13 protein-coding genes are annotated in these 18,488 nt (G+C 45.5%); 10 read left to right on the top strand and 3 right to left on the bottom strand.

Annotated features, from left to right (window positions below; genetic code table 11):
• Positions 1 to 70: 70 nt before the first annotated feature.
• The 3 genes from thpR to MHH86_RS04830 all read left to right on the top strand — a co-directional run bounded on the left by thpR (position 71) and on the right by MHH86_RS04830 (position 2,434).
• Positions 71 to 673 carry an RNA 2',3'-cyclic phosphodiesterase gene (gene thpR, locus MHH86_RS04820; RefSeq protein WP_076214093.1) on the top strand — a complete coding sequence of 201 codons (603 nt, stop codon included), beginning with the start codon at positions 71 to 73 and terminating at the stop codon, positions 671 to 673.
• A gap of 77 nt (positions 674 to 750) precedes the next feature.
• Entirely contained in the window at positions 751 to 1,677 is a 927-nt protein-coding gene (locus MHH86_RS04825) for a cell wall hydrolase (RefSeq protein WP_076141781.1), read from the top strand.
• Between the two features lie 73 nt (positions 1,678 to 1,750).
• Positions 1,751 to 2,434 carry a metal-dependent hydrolase gene (locus MHH86_RS04830; protein WP_036676555.1) on the top strand — a complete coding sequence of 228 codons (684 nt, stop codon included), beginning with the start codon at positions 1,751 to 1,753 and terminating at the stop codon, positions 2,432 to 2,434.
• A gap of 67 nt (positions 2,435 to 2,501) precedes the next feature.
• Here MHH86_RS04830 and MHH86_RS04835 read toward each other — a convergent pair whose 3' ends face one another.
• Positions 2,502 to 3,689 (bottom strand): UDP-N-acetylglucosamine--LPS N-acetylglucosamine transferase, encoded by a 1,188-nt coding sequence (locus tag MHH86_RS04835; protein ID WP_038568920.1) that lies wholly within the window; start codon positions 3,687 to 3,689, stop codon positions 2,502 to 2,504.
• A 266-nt stretch (positions 3,690 to 3,955) separates the two neighbouring features.
• Between MHH86_RS04835 and MHH86_RS04840 the strand changes: the two genes are divergently transcribed.
• The 5 genes from MHH86_RS04840 (at position 3,956) to MHH86_RS04860 (ending at position 13,950) form a co-directional block, all read left to right on the top strand.
• On the top strand, positions 3,956 to 4,531 hold the full coding sequence (locus MHH86_RS04840; RefSeq protein ID WP_036676550.1) for a TetR/AcrR family transcriptional regulator: 576 nt from the start codon (positions 3,956 to 3,958) through the stop codon (positions 4,529 to 4,531).
• 213 nt (positions 4,532 to 4,744) lie between these two features.
• A complete protein-coding gene (locus MHH86_RS04845; RefSeq protein WP_342479651.1) occupies positions 4,745 to 7,099 on the top strand; it encodes a YhgE/Pip domain-containing protein in 2,355 nt (784 codons plus the stop codon).
• A gap of 376 nt (positions 7,100 to 7,475) precedes the next feature.
• Positions 7,476 to 12,071, top strand: coding sequence for a glutamate synthase large subunit (gene gltB / locus MHH86_RS04850; protein WP_076316970.1), 4,596 nt, complete (start codon positions 7,476 to 7,478; stop codon positions 12,069 to 12,071).
• A 171-nt stretch (positions 12,072 to 12,242) separates the two neighbouring features.
• A complete protein-coding gene (locus MHH86_RS04855; protein WP_235219382.1) occupies positions 12,243 to 13,169 on the top strand; it encodes an ABC transporter ATP-binding protein in 927 nt (308 codons plus the stop codon).
• On the top strand, positions 13,162 to 13,950 hold the full coding sequence (locus MHH86_RS04860; protein ID WP_036676545.1) for an ABC transporter permease: 789 nt from the start codon (positions 13,162 to 13,164) through the stop codon (positions 13,948 to 13,950). The genes MHH86_RS04855 and MHH86_RS04860 overlap by 8 nt, the downstream gene beginning before the upstream one ends.
• Positions 13,951 to 13,958: 8 nt before the next feature.
• On the opposite strand, the gene MHH86_RS04865 is transcribed toward MHH86_RS04860, so the two are convergent.
• Both MHH86_RS04865 and MHH86_RS04870 read right to left on the bottom strand, forming a co-directional pair.
• The gene (locus tag MHH86_RS04865) at positions 13,959 to 14,408 is read right to left on the bottom strand and encodes a polymer-forming cytoskeletal protein (RefSeq protein ID WP_036676543.1); all 450 of its coding nucleotides are present in this window, start codon (positions 14,406 to 14,408) and stop codon (positions 13,959 to 13,961) included.
• 38 nt (positions 14,409 to 14,446) lie between these two features.
• Positions 14,447 to 15,727, bottom strand: coding sequence for a M23 family metallopeptidase (locus MHH86_RS04870; protein ID WP_051490924.1), 1,281 nt, complete (start codon positions 15,725 to 15,727; stop codon positions 14,447 to 14,449).
• A 161-nt stretch (positions 15,728 to 15,888) separates the two neighbouring features.
• On the opposite strand from MHH86_RS04870, the gene cls reads away from it, so the two are divergent.
• Together cls and MHH86_RS04880 are read left to right on the top strand one after the other, a co-directional pair.
• Positions 15,889 to 17,319 carry a cardiolipin synthase gene (cls, locus tag MHH86_RS04875; RefSeq protein WP_036676540.1) on the top strand — a complete coding sequence of 477 codons (1,431 nt, stop codon included), beginning with the start codon at positions 15,889 to 15,891 and terminating at the stop codon, positions 17,317 to 17,319.
• A 240-nt stretch (positions 17,320 to 17,559) separates the two neighbouring features.
• Complete coding sequence (locus MHH86_RS04880) at positions 17,560 to 18,399, top strand: YitT family protein (protein ID WP_235219386.1); 840 nt, start codon at positions 17,560 to 17,562, stop codon at positions 18,397 to 18,399.
• Positions 18,400 to 18,488: the final 89 nt, after the last annotated feature.

Consider the following 18,488-nt stretch of genomic DNA (forward strand, 5'->3'; position numbering starts at 1 on the left):
GTGGTTTAATGGATATGGATCATGTTATAGGTTAAGAATACCAAATCTATTGGAGAAGGTGAAATTGACCATGAATACTAAAGTATCAGAGAACGAATCAGAACGGCTTTTTCTAGCTGTGAAATTACCTTCTGAGCTGCAAGAAATAGTGGCGCAGGCATGTTCAAAGCTATCTGGAAACTTTGAATTTGCTAAATGGACAAATCCGCAAGATTATCATATTACCCTGCAATTTTTAGGAGATACCCCAAAGACCGTAATTCCAGATTTAGTAAAATCATTAAGGCAGATCGCGGGTCAAGGCAGCCCCTTCAATCTCTCTTTGGACAAATGGGACACATTTGGTCTTTCAGCTTCCCCAAGAGTCCTGTGGATAGGGGTTTCTGGCGAAATAGAGGCATTAAATCAATTAGCTGCGAGAGTGCATTCTGCGACGTTTCCATTAGGTTTTTCAGGCGAATCCAGGGCCTATAAACCGCATCTTACCGTGGCTCGAAAGTACCGGGGAAAAAATTCATATGATGATAAATTGCTGGAAAACTTACTGAAATTGGATGATGATTGGAACCTAAAAAACTATCAGAGAGACTGGACGATTGATAGTTTTGTGTTGTATGCTACCAGAATGTATGCCATTCCTATGTATGAAATTATTGAAAAGTTTACAGTTTAAAATCGATAATAAAGTTTTCAAAGCTTCCGTTTTCGGTTACATACAATAGGAATGTGCCGTGAAATAGGAGGAATATCATGTTAATTTTTAAACAAAACCGCTATATTGCGTTGCTCGTTGGCGTTATACTAGTGTGTTTCTCTGCCATAAGCTTATTGCAACCCGAACAAGTTGCGGAAGGGAAGATGGACAGGGTGCAGATGGATAAGTTGCAATCCACCAGCCGTGCATCCGTACTTTCTCTTTTGCAAGATGAATCGAAGTCTAGTATAACGAGTAGCATTACGAGGGGCATTACTGAAGTTACACAAGCCAATAAGCTTAATAACACATTCAGTCTTTTAAGTTCCGCTTGGAAACCGGCGAAGGGTGTGGAATGGCTTAGTGTAAAAAAAATAAAACAAAAAAACACAAAAAACACATCGAACGTTTCCATTATTCGGGTGAAGGCTGATGTAGTACAATCCAAGCCAGCTGCGCAAAAAGCGTCGCAATTGGCGGAAACAGCAACAAAGAGTAGTCAGGCGACAGCGAAGATAGCCTCGGCTTCTCAGAAACATCCCCTCACAACATTGTACTTCTCTCGGACAGAGCTATTAAGCCAGGAGCAGCAAAGTAAAGCAACCCGGCGCTACGCTGTATCCGAAGAAGAACTGCTTCTGCTACAAAAAATTGTAATGGCAGAGGCGGAAGGTGAACCGTACAAGGGCAAGGTGGCAGTTGCCAACGTTGTTCTGAATAGGCTGCGGTCAGCCAATTTCCCCGACACGATATATAAAGTTATTTATCAGAAGAGCCAGTTCAGCCCTGTAGCTAACGGGCGTCTTAACCGTGTGAAGCCTAACGATGATAGTATTAAAGCGGTGAATGCTGCACTCTCCGGAGTAAAGGAAGTTCCCGATAATACTTATTTTTTCTTGTCGCTAAAACTTGCACAGGATCTGACCGTACATCATTCACAGACTTATGTTAAAACTATTGGCAATCATACTTTTTATAAATAATTTGGTGGATCTGTGAACCTCAGCGCTATATAGGGTAAACTAAACTATATGAATCTGGAGGTGGAAGATAACCATGAAAATCACTTATTATGGACATTCAGCTCTGCTGGTAGAGACGGGGAACGTGAAGGTTATTATTGACCCTTTTTTGTCAGGTAATCCGAACTCCGGTATTTCACCTGCCGATATTTCCGTTGATGCCGTTCTGCTTACTCACGGCCACTCTGATCATTTAGGAGATGCTGTCGAAATTGCCAAGCAGAATGATTGTCCGATCTTTGCGGTGTTTGAGCTTGCCGAATATTGCCGGATGAAGGGTGCACAGGTTAAGCACATGAATATAGGTGGTAGTCATACCTATGCAGGGATGACTGTGAAATTTACGCAGGCGTTTCATTCCTCATCCATTCAGGAGGGCGATTCTTGGATTTATGCTGGACAACCCGCGGGGATTTTGTTGACGATTGAGGGCAAGACGATTTTCCATGCGGGGGATACCGCACTATTCAGCGATCTGCGCCTCATTGGAGAAAGGAATGCGATTGCCCTGGCAGCTCTTCCTATAGGCGATATGCTAACCATGGGACCGGATGACGCCTTGCTGGCCGCACGCTGGCTACGGGCGGATAAAGTGATCCCGCTACATTACAATACATTTCCGGATATTGCTCAGGATGGTGCTGATTTCTGCGATCGCCTGCATCAAGAGGGTGTAGAAGGTTTTCCGCTTAAAGCTGGTGAGAGCGTAGAAATTTAACCAATCCGATTTATATTATAAAAAAAGCAGGTAGCCGGGGGAAATTCCCTGACTGCCTGCTTATTCTTTAAGGTGTAATACACACAGGTTCTTCATTACGTGCTTGCGCTCTTGTGCCTCTGATTTCAGTTGCCTCGCTTACGGGGTTACCTAACATCTTCAGAACAGTAGTCGCACAGCTTTGCGGTTGATGTTTATCTGGAGCGAGACGTCGTCTGCGTTGCTCTTCCAGAACTGAATATTCACGAAGCATCATAGTGAACCATTTGTTCACTACTTCCGAGTCGAGCACCTCTGCCAGCCCAAGCTCTACGAAATATTGGCAGTTTTTCTCTTCCTGACCTGGAATAGCTTTATAGAAAAGCATTGGAATTCCTTTGGCCTGACCTTCCGTACAGGTCATGCCTCCAGGCTTCGTAATCAGCAGGTCTGAGGCATCCATCAATTTATTGATTTCACTGCTATATCCCAGAATTTTAACATTGGGATGATTGAGCAGTGGATTGGACTTCATTTTGGCGATTAGCTTCTCATTGCTGCCCATACAGAAGACGAGCTGAATATCATCCATTCTGGCGGTGAGGGAATGCATAATCTCTTTGCCGAACATCAGCCCCCATCCTCCGCCCATAATGAGTACGGTTGGAATATCAGCCAATCCCAGCTCCTTGCGTAGCAGCGTCTTGTTGGACCGTTCCCAGAACTTTGGATGCACTGGGATGCCAGTGACGGTTACTAGCTCTGGAGCGATCCCACGGCCTGTCAGAATGGACTTGACGCGTGGGGTAGATACGAGATAACGATTGACCTCGGAATTTACCCAACTCCCATGTGCATCATAATCAGTAATTAATGTATACAGAGGCACATGTAGTCCACGACGTTTCAGTCTGGAGATGACCGCAGCCGGAATGGGATGAGTGCAGATAATTAAATCAGGCTTTAGCTGCTCAATGACCTGTGAAGCATGTGTATAAAAAATCCGGTGAAGCGCCATTTTAGTCAACGGGTTCAATGATTTATGATATTGTGTCTTATACATCATGCCGACCAGCTTAGGCTGGCTGCTAACTGTTTTGCGGTAAGCGGAAAGAATCCAAGGGGCGACCGTCGGGTTAAGAAATTTCCCCAGCTCGATGACTCGGCATTGGACATCCGGATTCAGCAGCTTTATTCCTTCGGCCAGAGCATAGGCTGCTCCTGTGTGGCCCGTACCGAAGCCTTCCGAAAACAGCAGTACTCTTTTCTTTCGCATAAGTTCACCTGCTACTTTCCTTTTCTATAGAAATGCGTTTCTTCTTCTAATTATACTAGGAAATCTATACTATACTCACATTATACAAGTAAGACGTAAATAGAAAGTTAAAACCCTGCAATAAATAAAAAAAATAAAAGGTTCGCCCAAAGTATTGCAAACTAGAAAACAACATGATAAAGTAGTGAATGACCAATTGACCGGATTAGTAAAATGGTCAGAAGTCAGCGGGGACGATATTTTCTGGAGAAAGGAAGTGTGCACAGGTGGCAGTGGTGGATCGAAGACAGCAGGTGCTTCAGGCCGCAGCAAAATCTTTTTCATTATTTGGCTATAAGGCAACTACAATGGATCAGGTTGCTAAGATTGCAAATGTCGGTAAGGGGACCATCTACACCTTTTTTACAAACAAAGAGCAATTGTTTGACGAGATCCTGCACGATATGATGATGGAAATGAAGACGATTGCTGAGCGGGAGATCAGGCGAGACAGACCTTTCTTTGACAACTTGCATCGTGTGCTGGATGCTCTGCTTGAGTTTCGAAGTGAGCAGGAGCTATTCATAAAACTTTCCCAGGAGAATCGCGAATTCGGTACGCCGCAGGCTGGAGAAGGACTTGAGAAGATCGAGAACGTAGTTTTAGAATATTTAGAACGGGAGGTGCAACAAGCGCTCCAACAGGGAGAAATCAAACCTTGCGATCCCAAAATCGTCTCGGTAGTCATGTTCAGATTATATATTGTATTGACTGCTGAACTGAATAAAACACATACTCCCTTGGACAAGGAACAGATCAAGATGTATTTTCATTTGTTTCTCGCCGAAGGATTGGCACAGTAAGGGTTGATTCAGGACAGGGATGGCGTTCTCAGCTTCACTCGATTCGCTTTCCCTTAACAATTCTCAAGATGGATTAGGCATTGAAAAAGAGCCGCGAGGCATTTTTTTATACCCTGAATTGACCGAATGGGGAAAACAGTCACTTAGTGTTACGTAATATTTCGCAAACAAAGCATTTTAAAGAGAGCATAAGCTCATAAGGAGAGAACCAGAATGAAATCATTATCCGTATTTACCAAGGATCTTGGCGCAGCCCTTAGAAATCCGAAGGTGCTAATTCCAATGATTGCTATCCTATTTATTCCGGTGATGTACAGCGGATTCTTCCTGAAGGCATTCTGGGATCCGTATGGCAAGATGAATGAGCTTCCGGTTGCTGTGGTCAACCAGGATGTCGGCGCTAATTATGAAGGCAAGCAACTACAAGCCGGTAATGATCTTATAGAAGAGTTGAAGGTAACCGACGGCTTCCAGTGGAACTTCGTTTCCCTTGAAGAAGCGGAAGCAGGAATGAAAGACAATACTTATTATATGTCGATCATTGTTCCGGAAGACTTTTCTGCTAAAGCTACTACTCTTATGGATGATGAACCACAGCCTGCAAAAATTATTTATGAGCCAAATGAAGGTTACAACTTCTTGGCTGGTCAAATCGGTGGTACGGCTGTAGCAGAAATTAAAAATAAAGTATCTGCTAAAGTAACTGAAGCTTATGTAGAGTCTGTATTCAATCAGATTACAGAAGTATCTGATGGATTGGGCGAAGCAGGAGATGGAGCCTCCAAGATCGCTGATGGCGCTGGTAAGCTAGATGACGGAGCCTTGAAGCTGAAAGATAATCTACTTGTACTGACAGATGGTACAGGTAAACTTCAAAATGGTGTAGAACCCCTTACACAAGGCGTGACTGATTTGAATGCAGGTGCTACGGCGCTTAAAACAGGATCAACCACGTTGGCAAGCGGATTGCAACAACTGTCTACTGCACATACGCAGCTTCAAGACGGTGTTGCACAGAGTGCTGCCGGCAGTAAACAACTTAGTGACGGCTTGAAACAAGCTGTAACAGGGGCAACACAGCTTCAGGCGGGAACGCAGTCTGCTGTGGATGGTACTTCTAAACTACAAGCAGGAACACAATCTTTAGTTGATGGCAGCGCGAAGCTGGAAGCAGGCTTAACTTCTTCCGTAGATGGCAGCGCGAAACTGGAAGCAGGTTTGCAAGCTTTCGCCGCAGGCAGCACGAAGGTAACTGAGGGTGCTAAAGCGGTAGCTCAAGGATTGGAGCAATTGGCACAGGCTAGTCCTGAGCTGGCACAAAATCCAGCGGTACAGAAGCTGCTGGCAGCCAGTGCAGCTGTGGCACAAGGCAGTGAGCAACTGCAACAAAGTCAAGAGCAGCTGGCACAGGGTGCTACTGCACTCCACAGTGGGCAAGAGCAGCTGGCACAAGGTGCAACTCAATTGCACTCGGGTTCACAGCAGTTAGCTGCTGGTGTAACTCAGTTGCATGATGGAGCACAGCAATTAAATGCTGGTAGCACACAGCTTTTGACAGGACAACAAAAACTGGCACAAGGCGCATCTGCACTTGTAACCGGTGGAGATAAGCTGAATGCAGGGATGCAACAATTTGGTGCGAAGCTTAAAGAAGCTGCAGCTGGAGGCAGCAAGCTGGCTGAAGGCGGTAAAGCGCTTGGCGATGGTACTACAAAACTGTTAAGCGGTGTAGGCGAACTAGGTTCCGGTATCAGTGCTGTAGCAGATGGTTCGAAAAAACTGGCTGATGGCGCAGGCGAGCTGAAAGATGGTATGGATGATCTGAAATCTGGATCAACAGAACTGGCAACTAAGCTTGGCGATGCTGCTGAAAAAACAGGCAGTGTGAACAAAACAGATGCAATGATGGAAATGTTCGCACAACCAGTGGTGGTTGAGGATCAAGTTGTGAATCATGTTCCGAACTATGGTACAGGTTTTGCTCCTTACTTCCTATCCCTTGGATTGTTTGTAGGTGCTTTGATTTCAACAATTGTTATTCCAATGCGTGATTCGGCTGTCCTTGGTGCTAGCCGTATGAACCGTTTCATTAGCCGTACGCTTACTTTCACAATCATGAGCTTTATCCAGTCTATGCTGGCTGCTGTGGTTGTATTGTATGGACTTGGATTGGAAGTACAAAGTAAACCGCTATTCTTCGTATTTACATTCTTAACAAGTTTAGTTTACACATGGGTAGTTCAAGCGATTGTTACTTGGATGGATCAACCGGGACGTTTCGTTGTTATCGTTATTCTTATTTTCCAATTAACAACTAGTGCCGGAACATTCCCACTTGAATTGATCCCTGACTGGATGAAATTCTTTAATCCACTGCTTCCAATGACTTACACAGTTAGTGGTCTTAAAGCAGTAATTTCTACAGGTGACTTCAGTGCAATGTGGGGAGATGTAGGTATCCTGGCAATCTTTGGTCTTGGATTCCTTGCTCTTACCTTCGCTTACTTCATGACTCGTAGCCGTGAGAATGAAGTTGGAGTGAAAAGTGAACAAGTTTTGACTGTATAAACTGATAGATTTTTTGAAAAAAAAGTATAAAAAAGCGTCTCCTCCGGGAGACGCTTTTTTTGATTTAAAATCATAAAAACCCTTTTTCTTGCAAACATATTAGAAGGGATGAAAAATCTTGTAACGCTTTCATTGCATATGCACTTATGCGTTATTCATGTATAATTATGCATTGTGAAGTTTTTTTAAACTTTTACTCGCTAAAGCTGTGATGCAAAAACAAATGTTAATCAGCATCATAAAAAAGTTTAAATTGCGCTGATGTTACCTCGGTGATAAAATAATAGCACTAATCTGGATTGAATAATTATTAAGATTTTCATGTGAAAAATTTTCCTAAGACATTGCATACTTTATAATAGAAAGGTTGCGTTCGATGAAACACACTGAACTGCCCGTAAAACAGGGCCTGTATGATCCCCAGTTCGAAAAAGATGCTTGCGGCATGGGATTTGTAGCTCATATTAAAGGCACACCGTCTCACAATATCGTAAGTAATGCTTTGACAATGCTCTTTAATATGGAGCATCGGGGAGGCCAAGGTAGCGAACCCAACTCTGGTGACGGAGCAGGTATCATGCTTCAAATTCCGCACCGTTTCTTTGCAAGTGAAGCTCAGAAGCTAGGCTTTACTTTGCCGGAACAAGGCCATTATGGCGTGGGCATGATCTTTTTATCTCATAACGAAGAAGTTCGGGCGCAGCATGAAGCCCTCTTAAGCAATATTATTGCTGAAGAAGGTCAAATAGTACTCGGCTATCGTGATGTGCCTACCTATGATGAAATGCTTGGCAAGACAGCGAAAGCTGCTAAGCCTTTTGTGCGTCAAGTGTTTATCGGCCGCTCGGCTTCGGTCACGAATGAATTGTCTTTTGAACGTAAGCTTTATGTTATCCGCAAACGTGCGGAGCTTGCCATTCGTTACGGTGGTGTAGAAGAGGCTGAATCCTTCTATATACCAAGCTTGTCGTGCCGTAAGATTGTATACAAGGGCATGCTGACTACAGAACAAGTCGGACAATTCTACCTGGATTTGCAGAACGAAGAGCTGGAATCAGCGATCGCGTTAGTTCACTCCCGTTTCAGCACGAACACCTTCCCAAGCTGGGAACGTGCGCATCCCTACCGTTTTATGATCCACAACGGTGAGATCAACACCTTGCGTGGTAATGTGAACTGGATGCATGCACGCCAGTCATTGTTCAAGAGCGAAGTGTTTGGTGAAGATCTGAACAAGATCAAGCCTGTTATTAACCCGGATGGATCGGACACTGCAATGTTCGATAACACCTTTGAGTTTCTCTATTTGAGCGGACGCTCCCTGCCACAGGTAGCCATGATGATGGTTCCTGAACCATGGAGCAATCATGATAGTATGGATGCTGATAAAAAAGCATTTTATGAATATCACAGTACTCTAATGGAGCCATGGGACGGGCCTGCTGCAATGGGCTTTACCGATGGGATACAAATCGGCGCTATTCTGGACCGTAACGGTCTGCGTCCTGCTCGTTATTATGTAACGAAAGACGATATGATTATTTTATCCTCAGAAGCCGGTGTACTGGACATTCCAGCAGAGGACATCTTATATAAAGACCGCCTGAAACCTGGACGCATGCTGCTTGTGGATACGAAGGAAGGCCGCATTATCTCGGATGAGGAAGTTAAATCGGCTATCGCCTCTGAGAAGCCTTATCGCCAGTGGCTGGATGAGCATTTGATCAGTCTTGATGAGCTTCCGGATGCGCCTGAACTGCCAAATCCTAAGCATGACAATGTACAACAGCTACAGCAGGCTTTTGGCTATACTTTTGAAGACTTGCGCAAGGTGCTTGAGCCAATGGCATCTACTGGTGCTGAAGCTGTCGGTTCCATGGGTTATGATGCTCCACTCGCTGTATTTTCGGACCGCCCGCAACGTCTCTATAACTATTTCAAACAAATGTTTGCTCAGGTAACGAATCCACCCATCGATGCCATTCGTGAAGAGCTGGTTACATCCACAACGACTACGATTGGACCAGAGCGTAATTTGCTTAAACCGGAACCGGAAAGCTGCCGCCAGATCTCGCTGCAAACGCCAATTCTTTCGAACGAAGATTTTGCTAAGATTCGCCATGTTCGCCGTGCAGGCTTCAAATCGATGTCTATTCCAATTCTTTTCCCGGCTGAGCTTGGGGCAGAAGGATTACGCATCGCGCTTGAGCGCATGAACGAGGCTGCTGACCGTGTTATGGCTAAAGGGCATAACATTCTGATTCTGACTGACCGGGGTGTGGACAGTGAGAATGCTGCGATTCCAGCGCTGCTTGCGGTATCGAGTCTGCATCACCATTTGATCCGCCAAGGAACACGGACGAAAGTTAGTATTTTGCTGGAATCCGGTGAACCACGTGAAGTCCATCATTATGCGCTGTTGCTCGGTTATGGGGTGAGCGCAGTAAATCCTTATCTGGCTTTTGAAAGCTTGGATGATATGATCGGCCAAGGCTTATTGCGGGGAATCTCGCATGAAAAAGCAGTGAAGAACTATATTAAAGCTGCGACTAAGAGCGTAGTTAAGATTCTTTCCAAAATGGGAATTTCGACGATTCAATCTTACCGCGGTGCGCAGATTTTTGAAGCTGTGGGTCTGAACTCTGAGTTCGTGGATCGCTACTTTACTTGGACACCTTCCCGGATTGGCGGTATTGGCCTGGAGGAAGTGGCAACTGAGGCACTTATCCATCATAACCGTGCTTTTACAGAAAAAGACGGAAATGATAAGGTGCTTGATTCCGGTGGCGATTATCAATGGCGTAATGATGGGGAAGAGCATCTTTTCAATCCACAGACCATTCATCTGCTTCAGCACTCTGTGCGTAGTGGGAATTATGATATGTACAAGAAATATGCTGCCCTTGTTCAAGGAGAAAGCGAGAAGCAATTGACGCTTCGTTCCTTGTTGCAATTCAAGTCAGCCTATGAACCGATTCCACTGGAAGAAGTAGAACCGGCATCGTCTATTATGAAACGGTTTAAGACGGGTGCAATGTCCTTTGGTTCCATTAGTAAGGAAGCACATGAGACACTGGCCATTGCGATGAACCGTATCGGTGGTAAGAGTAATACGGGGGAAGGCGGCGAAGATCCAGCCCGCTATATTCCGGATAGCAATGGTGATTCACGTCGCAGTGCGATTAAACAAGTAGCTTCTGGACGTTTTGGTGTTACCTCGAACTACCTAGTTAACGCTGATGAGATCCAGATTAAGATGGCTCAGGGCGCTAAACCAGGGGAAGGTGGACAGCTTCCGGGACGTAAAGTTTATCCTTGGGTCGCTGAAGTACGTGGCTCAACAGCAGGTGTCGGTCTGATCTCACCTCCACCGCATCATGATATTTACTCTATCGAGGATTTGGCAGAGCTGATCTATGATCTGAAAAATGCAAATCCACGTGCAAACATTAATGTTAAGCTCGTATCGGAAGTTGGAGTGGGTACGATTGCTGCGGGTGTAGCCAAAGGGCGCGCTGATATTATCTTGGTTAGTGGCTATGATGGAGGTACAGGGGCATCGCCGATGAACTCCATTCGTCATGCGGGTCTTCCGTGGGAGCTTGGCTTGGCTGAAACCCATCAGACATTGATGCTCAACAATCTGCGTGACCGTGTAGTTCTGGAAACAGATGGTAAAATGCTAAGCGGCCGCGATTTGGCTGTAGCTGTATTGCTTGGGGCCGAAGAGTATGGTTTTGCCACTGCTCCGCTAGTATCTGTTGGCTGTATTATGATGCGTGTCTGCCAAATGGATACTTGTCCGGTTGGTGTAGCTACACAGAATCCGGATCTTCGTAAGAATTTTACCGGTGATCCGCAGCATGTAGTTAACTTTATGACCTTCGTGGCACAGGATCTACGTGAAATTATGGCAAGTCTCGGCTTCCGCACAATTGAAGAGATGGTAGGCCGTACCGATTGTCTAGACGCAACTCAGGCGTCGAAGCATTGGAAGAAGAAAGGCATAGATTTGAGCAGCCTGCTGCATACACCGGAATTACCGGAAGGAAGCACACGCTTCCGCAGTAAATACCAGAATCATGGTCTGGAAGAGACACTTGATGTTTCGCAGCTGCTCGACCTGGCAGCACCTGCACTGGAATCAGGTACGGCTGTTGAGGCATCACTGCGAATCACGAACGTTAATCGTGCCGTCGGAACTATCCTTGGCAGCGAGCTGACCCGCAAGTATGGGGCCGCAGGTTTGCCGGATGATACGATTCGGCTTCATTTCACCGGTTCTGCTGGTCAAAGCTTGGGTGCATTCGTGCCTAAGGGAATCACGCTTACGGTGGAAGGAGATTCCAATGACTATGTAGGTAAAGGATTGTCGGGTGGTAAGATTATTATCAAGCCATCTCCGAAAGCTACCTTTGCTGCTGAGGACAATATCATTATCGGAAATACTGCATTCTACGGTGCAACAGGTGGAGAAGCTTATATTAACGGTATCGCTGGTGAACGTTTTGCCGTCCGTAACTCCGGAGCGAAGGTTGTTGTAGAAGGCGTGGGTGACCACGGCTGTGAATACATGACTGGAGGCCGAGTGGTTGTCCTTGGTGAAACTGGCCGTAACTTTGCGGCAGGGATGTCAGGCGGCATCGCTTATGTCTACGACCCAGATAGAACCTTCATCGGCCGCTGCAATCTCGAAATGGTACTACTCGAGAGAGTGGAAGAGTCTGAGGAGATCGAAGAGCTGCGTGAGCTGATTATCCGCCATACCGAGCTTACAGGTAGTGCGGCTGGCGCACGGGTACTGAATCAGTGGGCAGATAGCTTGCCGAACTTCGTTCGTGTCATTCCGAAGGATTACAAACGGATGATGGAGCAAATTCGCAAGGTAGAACAAACCGGATTGACCGGAGAAGCTGCGTTGATGGCTGCATTTGAAGCAAATATGCGCGAGCTTGCCCGTGTTGGCGGCTAAACTGCTGTACCTGAATGAAATAGGAATTAAATGAATAAGGGAACCTGACTCTTCCTAATGCCGGAGAAGTCAGGTTCCTTTTTTTTAGATGGCAGACTCGTATCCTCTAGTGATTTTCGGGAAAAAGGGTATATGTGGTAAACTAGGTTATAGATGAAAGGAAGTGAGACTATGTCGAATACAGAAATATTGATGGAGCCTGTTGCCCGCCTGCAGGGAGTCACCAAAAAAATCGGCTCGAAAACGCTGGTGAGCGATTTAACGCTGGACATCCCGCCTGGACAAATCTTCGGTTTTTTGGGGCCCAACGGAGCAGGTAAGACTACTACAATACGGATGATGGTGGGGTTGATTTCCATTAGTCGTGGAGACATCTTGATCTGTGGCCGTAGTATTAAAAACCATTTTGAAGAGGCTATCGCAAATATAGGGGCCATTGTAGAAAATCCTGAGATGTACAAGTTCCTATCCGGTTATCAGAATCTGCGCCAATATGCACGGATGGTGCCAGGGGTAACGAAGCAACGGATAGACGAGGTCGTCGAGCTAGTTGGACTAGGTCAAAGAATTCATGACAAAGTTAAGACCTATTCACTGGGAATGCGTCAGAGGCTGGGAGTGGCTCAGGCACTGCTGCACAGACCCAAGCTGCTGATTCTAGATGAGCCAACCAACGGCCTGGATCCACAAGGGATACGCGAGCTTAGAGACTATTTACGACGTTTATGTCAGGAAGAAGGAACAACTGTATTCGTCTCCAGTCATTTACTTTCCGAGATGGAGCTCATGTGTGACAGCGTGGCGATTATCCAAAATGGACGACTGGTGGATGTGAAGCAGCTGAAAGGGGTAGGCAATACTGCAATGCCTCTGGGAGAAACCTTGTTCGAGGTTGATAATGCTGAAGCTGCGCTAGCCCTCATTGGACGTGGAGTATTTAAGAGTGGGGGACTTGTGCTTGAGGCAGAGCGTGAGGAGATCGCAGAATTAAATGCCAAGCTAGTGGCAGGTGGGATTAAGGTGTATAGCATCAGAGCCCTTGCCCGTACGCTGGAGGATCAATTCTTAGAGGTTACAGGAGGTGAAGGAATTGGGTGAATTTACAGCTCTCATACATAATGAGAATATCAAAATATACAGCCGTGTCCGCACATGGATTATGCTGCTTATTCTTGCAGTGATGAGCGTGCTGCTTCCTGCGCTTATTTATTTCACAAGCGAAGGCGATTCATCGCTTATGGGGCTTTGGGACAACTTTCAGATGACGGTGAGTATTGCGTTCTTCTTGAATACAATATTTACCGTTGTAGTGGCTTCTGACTCCGTAGCGGGCGAATTTACCTGGGGAACCATCAAGCTGCTGCTGATTCGCCCGTGGAGTCGCTCCAAGATCCTGCTCTCGAAATATATTTCCATGGTGTTATTCAGTTTGCTTAGCACCGCAGTATTGATTGCTTTTGGCTTTGCTGCTTCGTTAATCTTCTCCTCATCTTCGGGAGATACGATGTCATCCATTACGGCTTGGAGCCCAGCGGAATATTCCTTCCTAGATCTCCTATGTCGTTACATTGAGCTTTTCCTGACCGCTGCTCTGGCTTTCATGGTATCTAGCGTATTCCGCGCAAGTGGACTGGCTATTGGATTATCCTTATTTATTATGTTTGCCAAGAGTATTTTTACGGTTATTTTTAGTCCAGAACGGTTTGAATGGGCCCAATACTTGATCTTCACACATATGGATCTAAGAGGCTACCTATTGTCGGATACGGGTCCGGGGGGCTCTACACTTGGCTTCTCCATAGCTGTACTAACGGTGTACTATATCCTATTCCTGGCCATTTCCTGGATTGTCTTCCGTAAAAGGGACGTTGCCTCATAGAAATAAGTCTAGCCGGCTTCGAGTGTTCCTTGTGCTTTGGAGGAGCGCTTGGCTGCCTTGTCCTTTTTTATATTACTTTTGGGCTCACCTGCTTTTTCAGAGGTGGGCTGTTCTTGCATGGCAATGGAGCCATTCAGGAGGCTGCCTTCCATAATGCTAAGTGCTCCTGCTGAAATATTGCCATGTAACTCCCCGGTTCCGGTCATAATGAGTCTGCGGTCTGCGGTAACATCCCCGTATACTTTGCCGGCAATCACGATTTCCTCCGCTTTAATACTGGAGCGCACTGTTCCTTCTTCTCCTACAGTCACGACACCACTGCAAATAATCTCACCGCTAAAGGTACCCTCAATCCGCAGGTTTGTATCGCATTGCACCTTGCCCTCCAGTGTTCCTCCATGCCCTATTAGGGAATCGGTAGATTTAAAGGGGACACGCTGCTGCCGTTTGTTCCACATTTATAAATTCCTCCTATTATATAAATTGAATGCATCCCTTAGGGTTTGACATACGCCAAAGGGTTGACAGTTTTATTCTGCTTCACAACCTGAAAATGAAGGTGAGGACCTGTGCTTCGGCCAGTGCTTCCAAGCAAGCCGATTTTTTGCCCCTTGCTAACCTTGTCTCCGGCAGATACGTTCATTCCGTTCAAATGCATGTACCAGGTTTCCAACCCGTTTGAATGCTTAAGCACGATGTATTTTCCGCGTGCGCCCATTTGTTCCGCAGTAATAACCTCGCCATCTAAGGCAGCATATACAGGATCACCGATGTTCCCGGCAATATCGACACCGGAATGGAAAGCAGACAAACCTTTGAATGGATCTGAGCGGTAGCCGAAGCTTGAAGAAATAACTTTGGACTCGGTAGGCCAAAGCGGTACTGCGTTAAGTCTAGCCTTTTCTGCACGGGCCTTTTGAGCTTGCAGATTTGCTTGTACGTTATTCTCATGCTCTGCCTGTGTGATTGTCTGTGTAATACTTTCCACCATTTCATCAAGCATTCCGTGAATCTCCTCAAAGTCATCCTTAGTTTCTTCCACCAAGCTTGTAGCGTCGTTCTGATACACCGCGATGTATTCTCCACCAACCTGTGGGGTGAGTGTTTTTGGAAGGGCTGCAGTAATGGCTCCAAAGCGGAAACTTATGGCGGATAGAGAAGTGGAAGATGAGTTCTCTTCAGTACTCTGCTTAAAGGAGGTCTCTTTAGGAACAGGAGAAGAAAGACGGCTCGATAAACCTAATGTTGAATTTGAAGTGGCCGATCCAGCTTTTGATTTTTCTGTTGCGGATTTCTCCGGTTGGGATTCATTCGTGTCTGTAGCGGCAGCAGCACCTTTGCTTTTGTTAATCAATGCTTGCAGCTCCTGTTCCAGTGCATTTACACTCTTCAGCTTGTCTTTAATGTTATCTGCCTCTTCCGAAAGTTCGCTGACCTGGCTACGAAGCTGGGTTAAATCTTTATCCTTGTCGGCGACCTTCATTTCCATGCGGAGATTGGTTAGCGATAGTGCGGCTGCCTCGGCTTCTAGCTGTGAGATGGACTGAGAGGCATGGAAATGCATAGAGGTGACCAGACTGGAGATAGAGAGGGCTGCTGCTGCCGGCAAAGCGAACGCTAGCGGTTTGGAGATGTGGAGCTGTTTGACTGGACGTCCGGCATCCCTTACGACAAGCAGCGTAATCCGTTTATGATCTGGCTGACTCTTCATGGCTTCTCCTTTCTGCGGCTTATGGCAGCCGCTTGCGATACCTGAGGCTAACGACTTTTCTTCCATTAGGCTCATCCGAATTGTCCTACTACTCTATGTATTCCATATCTTTCAGGAACATGACAACGGTTTGTTTGAATAAAGAAGGAGAGTTACGGCAAAACCTGTACTAGAGTCATCGCAGAGAGTCTATTGCATCTGTTTTTATTAATTGAGGGGGTAGAGAATTGAAGATTTTTGCGATAATTCTAATTCTTTTTATCATACAGATTGCATTGATTGTATTTCTGGAGTACCGCCGCCCGCAAAGGGCTATAGCATGGTTGTTTATTTCCTTTTGTTGTCCACCGCTTGGTCTGGCATTCTATTATTTTCTAGGTCGTGACTACAGACAGAATAGAAAATTGAACAAAAGATGTACTTCGCTCTTCCGGGAAATTCGTTCGTATGTCACTGGCAAGATTAAGGTAGTAAAACAAGCGTCGGATACTGGAAACGCTCAGTTTGAGAATAACGAAGGTTTATTGGTTTTGCTTGCAAAGCTCTCGGAAGGGCCTATTACAGGCCATAACAAAAGCAGAGTACTGTCAACTGCGAGAGAAGCGTACGACGCAATGCTGAAAGCCATGGAAGAGGCAAAAGAACATATCCACATGCAATTTTATATTTATCGTGATGATGAGATCGGAGAGCAGTTTCAGGACGTTATGATTCGAAAGGCGCGGCAGGGAGTAAAGGTGCGTTTGCTTTGTGATGGACTGGGCAGTCATCGATTAAGCCGTAGGTTTATTCGAACCCTGAGAAATGCCGGGGTCGAGTTCCACTTTTTTTTACCTCCGATTAGTTCTTTACTGGATCGTCGGTTTAATTTCCGCAATCATCGGAAGATCCTAGTGGTGGACGGATTGATTGGTTTTACAGGTGGAATGAATATCGGGGATGATTACTTAGGAAAGGACGCCAAGATGGGTTACTGGCGCGATACCCATCTGCGTTTAGAAGGAGATTCTGTTTATTATATTCAGTATGTCTTCCTGAAGGATTGGAGACTGGCCTCTGGTGAAGGTATGAGCCATCCTCGTTTGTTCCCTGAGCACTCTTGTAAGGAGCAAGAAGCCGTGCAGATTGTAGGAAGTGGACCGGATGCTGCGATCGATGCTTCTCAGGAGATGTATTTTGCCGCTTTTTGCTCTGCTAGGGAACGGATCTGGATTACTTCGCCGTATTTTATTCCGGACCCTGCGATTTGTCGTGCTTTGAAGAGTGCAGTCCTTCGTGGAGTGGATGTTAGAATCATCATTCCGGCGAAGCCTGATAATAAGCTCGTTTATCATGCTTCTTTGTCTTATCTGGAGAATTTACAAGATGCAGGCGTGAAGTTCTATCGCTACACCAAAGGATTTATGCATGCCAAAGTCATGATTGTGGATGATCTGCTGGGTACGGTGGGAAGTGCGAATCTGGATATGCGCAGCTTCTATTCTAATTTCGAAATGACAGCGGTTTTGCTGCATCCTGAGACGATAGCAGTGCTAGTCGCGGGGTTTGAAAAGGATCAAAAGAACAGTGAATTCATTGATCCTGTAAAATTTAAGGAGAGAGGGAGAATTGTCAAACTCGGTGAAGGGCTATGTCAGTTGTTATCACCGCTGTTATGACCGGAAAGAGGACTAAATCTGAATTTTTCGAAGGATAGTACGTGTTCCATTCATTATTAGAGCATATTTTGTGATATAATAATTGTATAAGAAGAAATGTAAGAAAGTATAGATTGTAATTATACTTCCGAATGTTTCAAAACTATATTGTTAAATTGTAGGGGGAGTTCTATGAATGTGAGTCCACAAATGTTTACCAAAGAGGAGCAGAACAAACTGCAGAAGACCGGTGCCCATAAAATGGCTAAGTTCGCGCAGCGTATGGTTATGTTATCCATTGGGGCCGCCATGATGGCTGTTGCACTTGAGATATTCCTAGTACCTAATCAAATGATTGATGGCGGGATTACCGGTATCTCCATTATTTTATCACATTTATTCGACATTCCTCTGGGTATTTTATTGACACTGCTCAATCTTCCGTTCCTGTTAATCGGTTATAAGCAAATCGGTAAGACATTTGCCTTATCTACCTTATATGCGATTTTACTTATGTCTATCGGCACTTCAATGCTGCATCATGTAGAGGCCTTTACAGTTGAACCGATGCTTGCTGCCGTGTTTGGCGGTATCATACTAGGTGTAGGTGTTGGGTTGGTTGTACGTTTCGGGGGATCTCTAGACGGTACAGAAATTGTTGCGATTTTAGTGGCTAAGAAGCTTCCCTTCTCTGTAGGTGAAGTAGTTATGTTCTTCAACCTGTTCATCTTGTCCGGAGCAGGATTTGTGTTCGGTTGGAATAACGCGATGTTCTCCCTGATTGCTTATTATATTGCATTTAAGGTTATTGACATTACCCTTGAGGGTCTGGATCAATCGAAATCAGTATGGATTATCAGCGATAAATTCCGCGATATTGGGGAAGCTCTGACAGAGCGTCTTGGACGTGGTGTTACTTATTTAGATGGAGAAGGCGGATTTTCCGGTGAGAACAAGAAAGTGATCTTTGTAGTTATCACCCGTCTGGAAGAAGCTAAGCTTAAAACCATTGTTGAAGATTGGGATTCTGATGCATTCATCGCAATAGGTAACATCCATGATGTTAAAGGTGGCCGCTTCAAGAAGAAATCCATCCACTAGCGTAGCTCTTAAGTATCATTAACTGAAAGAAGGTATTTTTACGGATAAAAAAGCAATAAATACGGTGAACAAAGCTCGGCATGCCGTAT

The organism is Paenibacillus sp. FSL F4-0097, assembly GCF_038593125.1.
Taxonomy (GTDB): Bacteria; Bacillota; Bacilli; order Paenibacillales; family Paenibacillaceae; genus Paenibacillus_AQ; species Paenibacillus_AQ odorifer.

What these genes read in the sequence shown, in the direction of transcription:
- MHH86_RS04830 (WP_036676555.1), top strand. Translation starts at nt 1,751, where the DNA reads ATGAAAATCACTTATTATGGACATTCAGCTCTGCTGGTAGAGACGGGG.
- MHH86_RS04865 (WP_036676543.1), bottom strand. Translation starts at nt 14,408, where the DNA reads ATGTGGAACAAACGGCAGCAGCGTGTCCCCTTTAAATCTACCGATTCC.
- thpR (WP_076214093.1), top strand. Translation starts at nt 71, where the DNA reads ATGAATACTAAAGTATCAGAGAACGAATCAGAACGGCTTTTTCTAGCT.
- MHH86_RS04870 (WP_051490924.1), bottom strand. Translation starts at nt 15,727, where the DNA reads ATGGAAGAAAAGTCGTTAGCCTCAGGTATCGCAAGCGGCTGCCATAAG.
- MHH86_RS04825 (WP_076141781.1), top strand. Translation starts at nt 751, where the DNA reads ATGTTAATTTTTAAACAAAACCGCTATATTGCGTTGCTCGTTGGCGTT.
- gltB (WP_076316970.1), top strand. Translation starts at nt 7,476, where the DNA reads ATGAAACACACTGAACTGCCCGTAAAACAGGGCCTGTATGATCCCCAG.
- MHH86_RS04880 (WP_235219386.1), top strand. Translation starts at nt 17,560, where the DNA reads ATGGCTAAGTTCGCGCAGCGTATGGTTATGTTATCCATTGGGGCCGCC.
- MHH86_RS04845 (WP_342479651.1), top strand. Translation starts at nt 4,745, where the DNA reads ATGAAATCATTATCCGTATTTACCAAGGATCTTGGCGCAGCCCTTAGA.
- MHH86_RS04855 (WP_235219382.1), top strand. Translation starts at nt 12,243, where the DNA reads ATGTCGAATACAGAAATATTGATGGAGCCTGTTGCCCGCCTGCAGGGA.
- MHH86_RS04835 (WP_038568920.1), bottom strand. Translation starts at nt 3,689, where the DNA reads ATGCGAAAGAAAAGAGTACTGCTGTTTTCGGAAGGCTTCGGTACGGGC.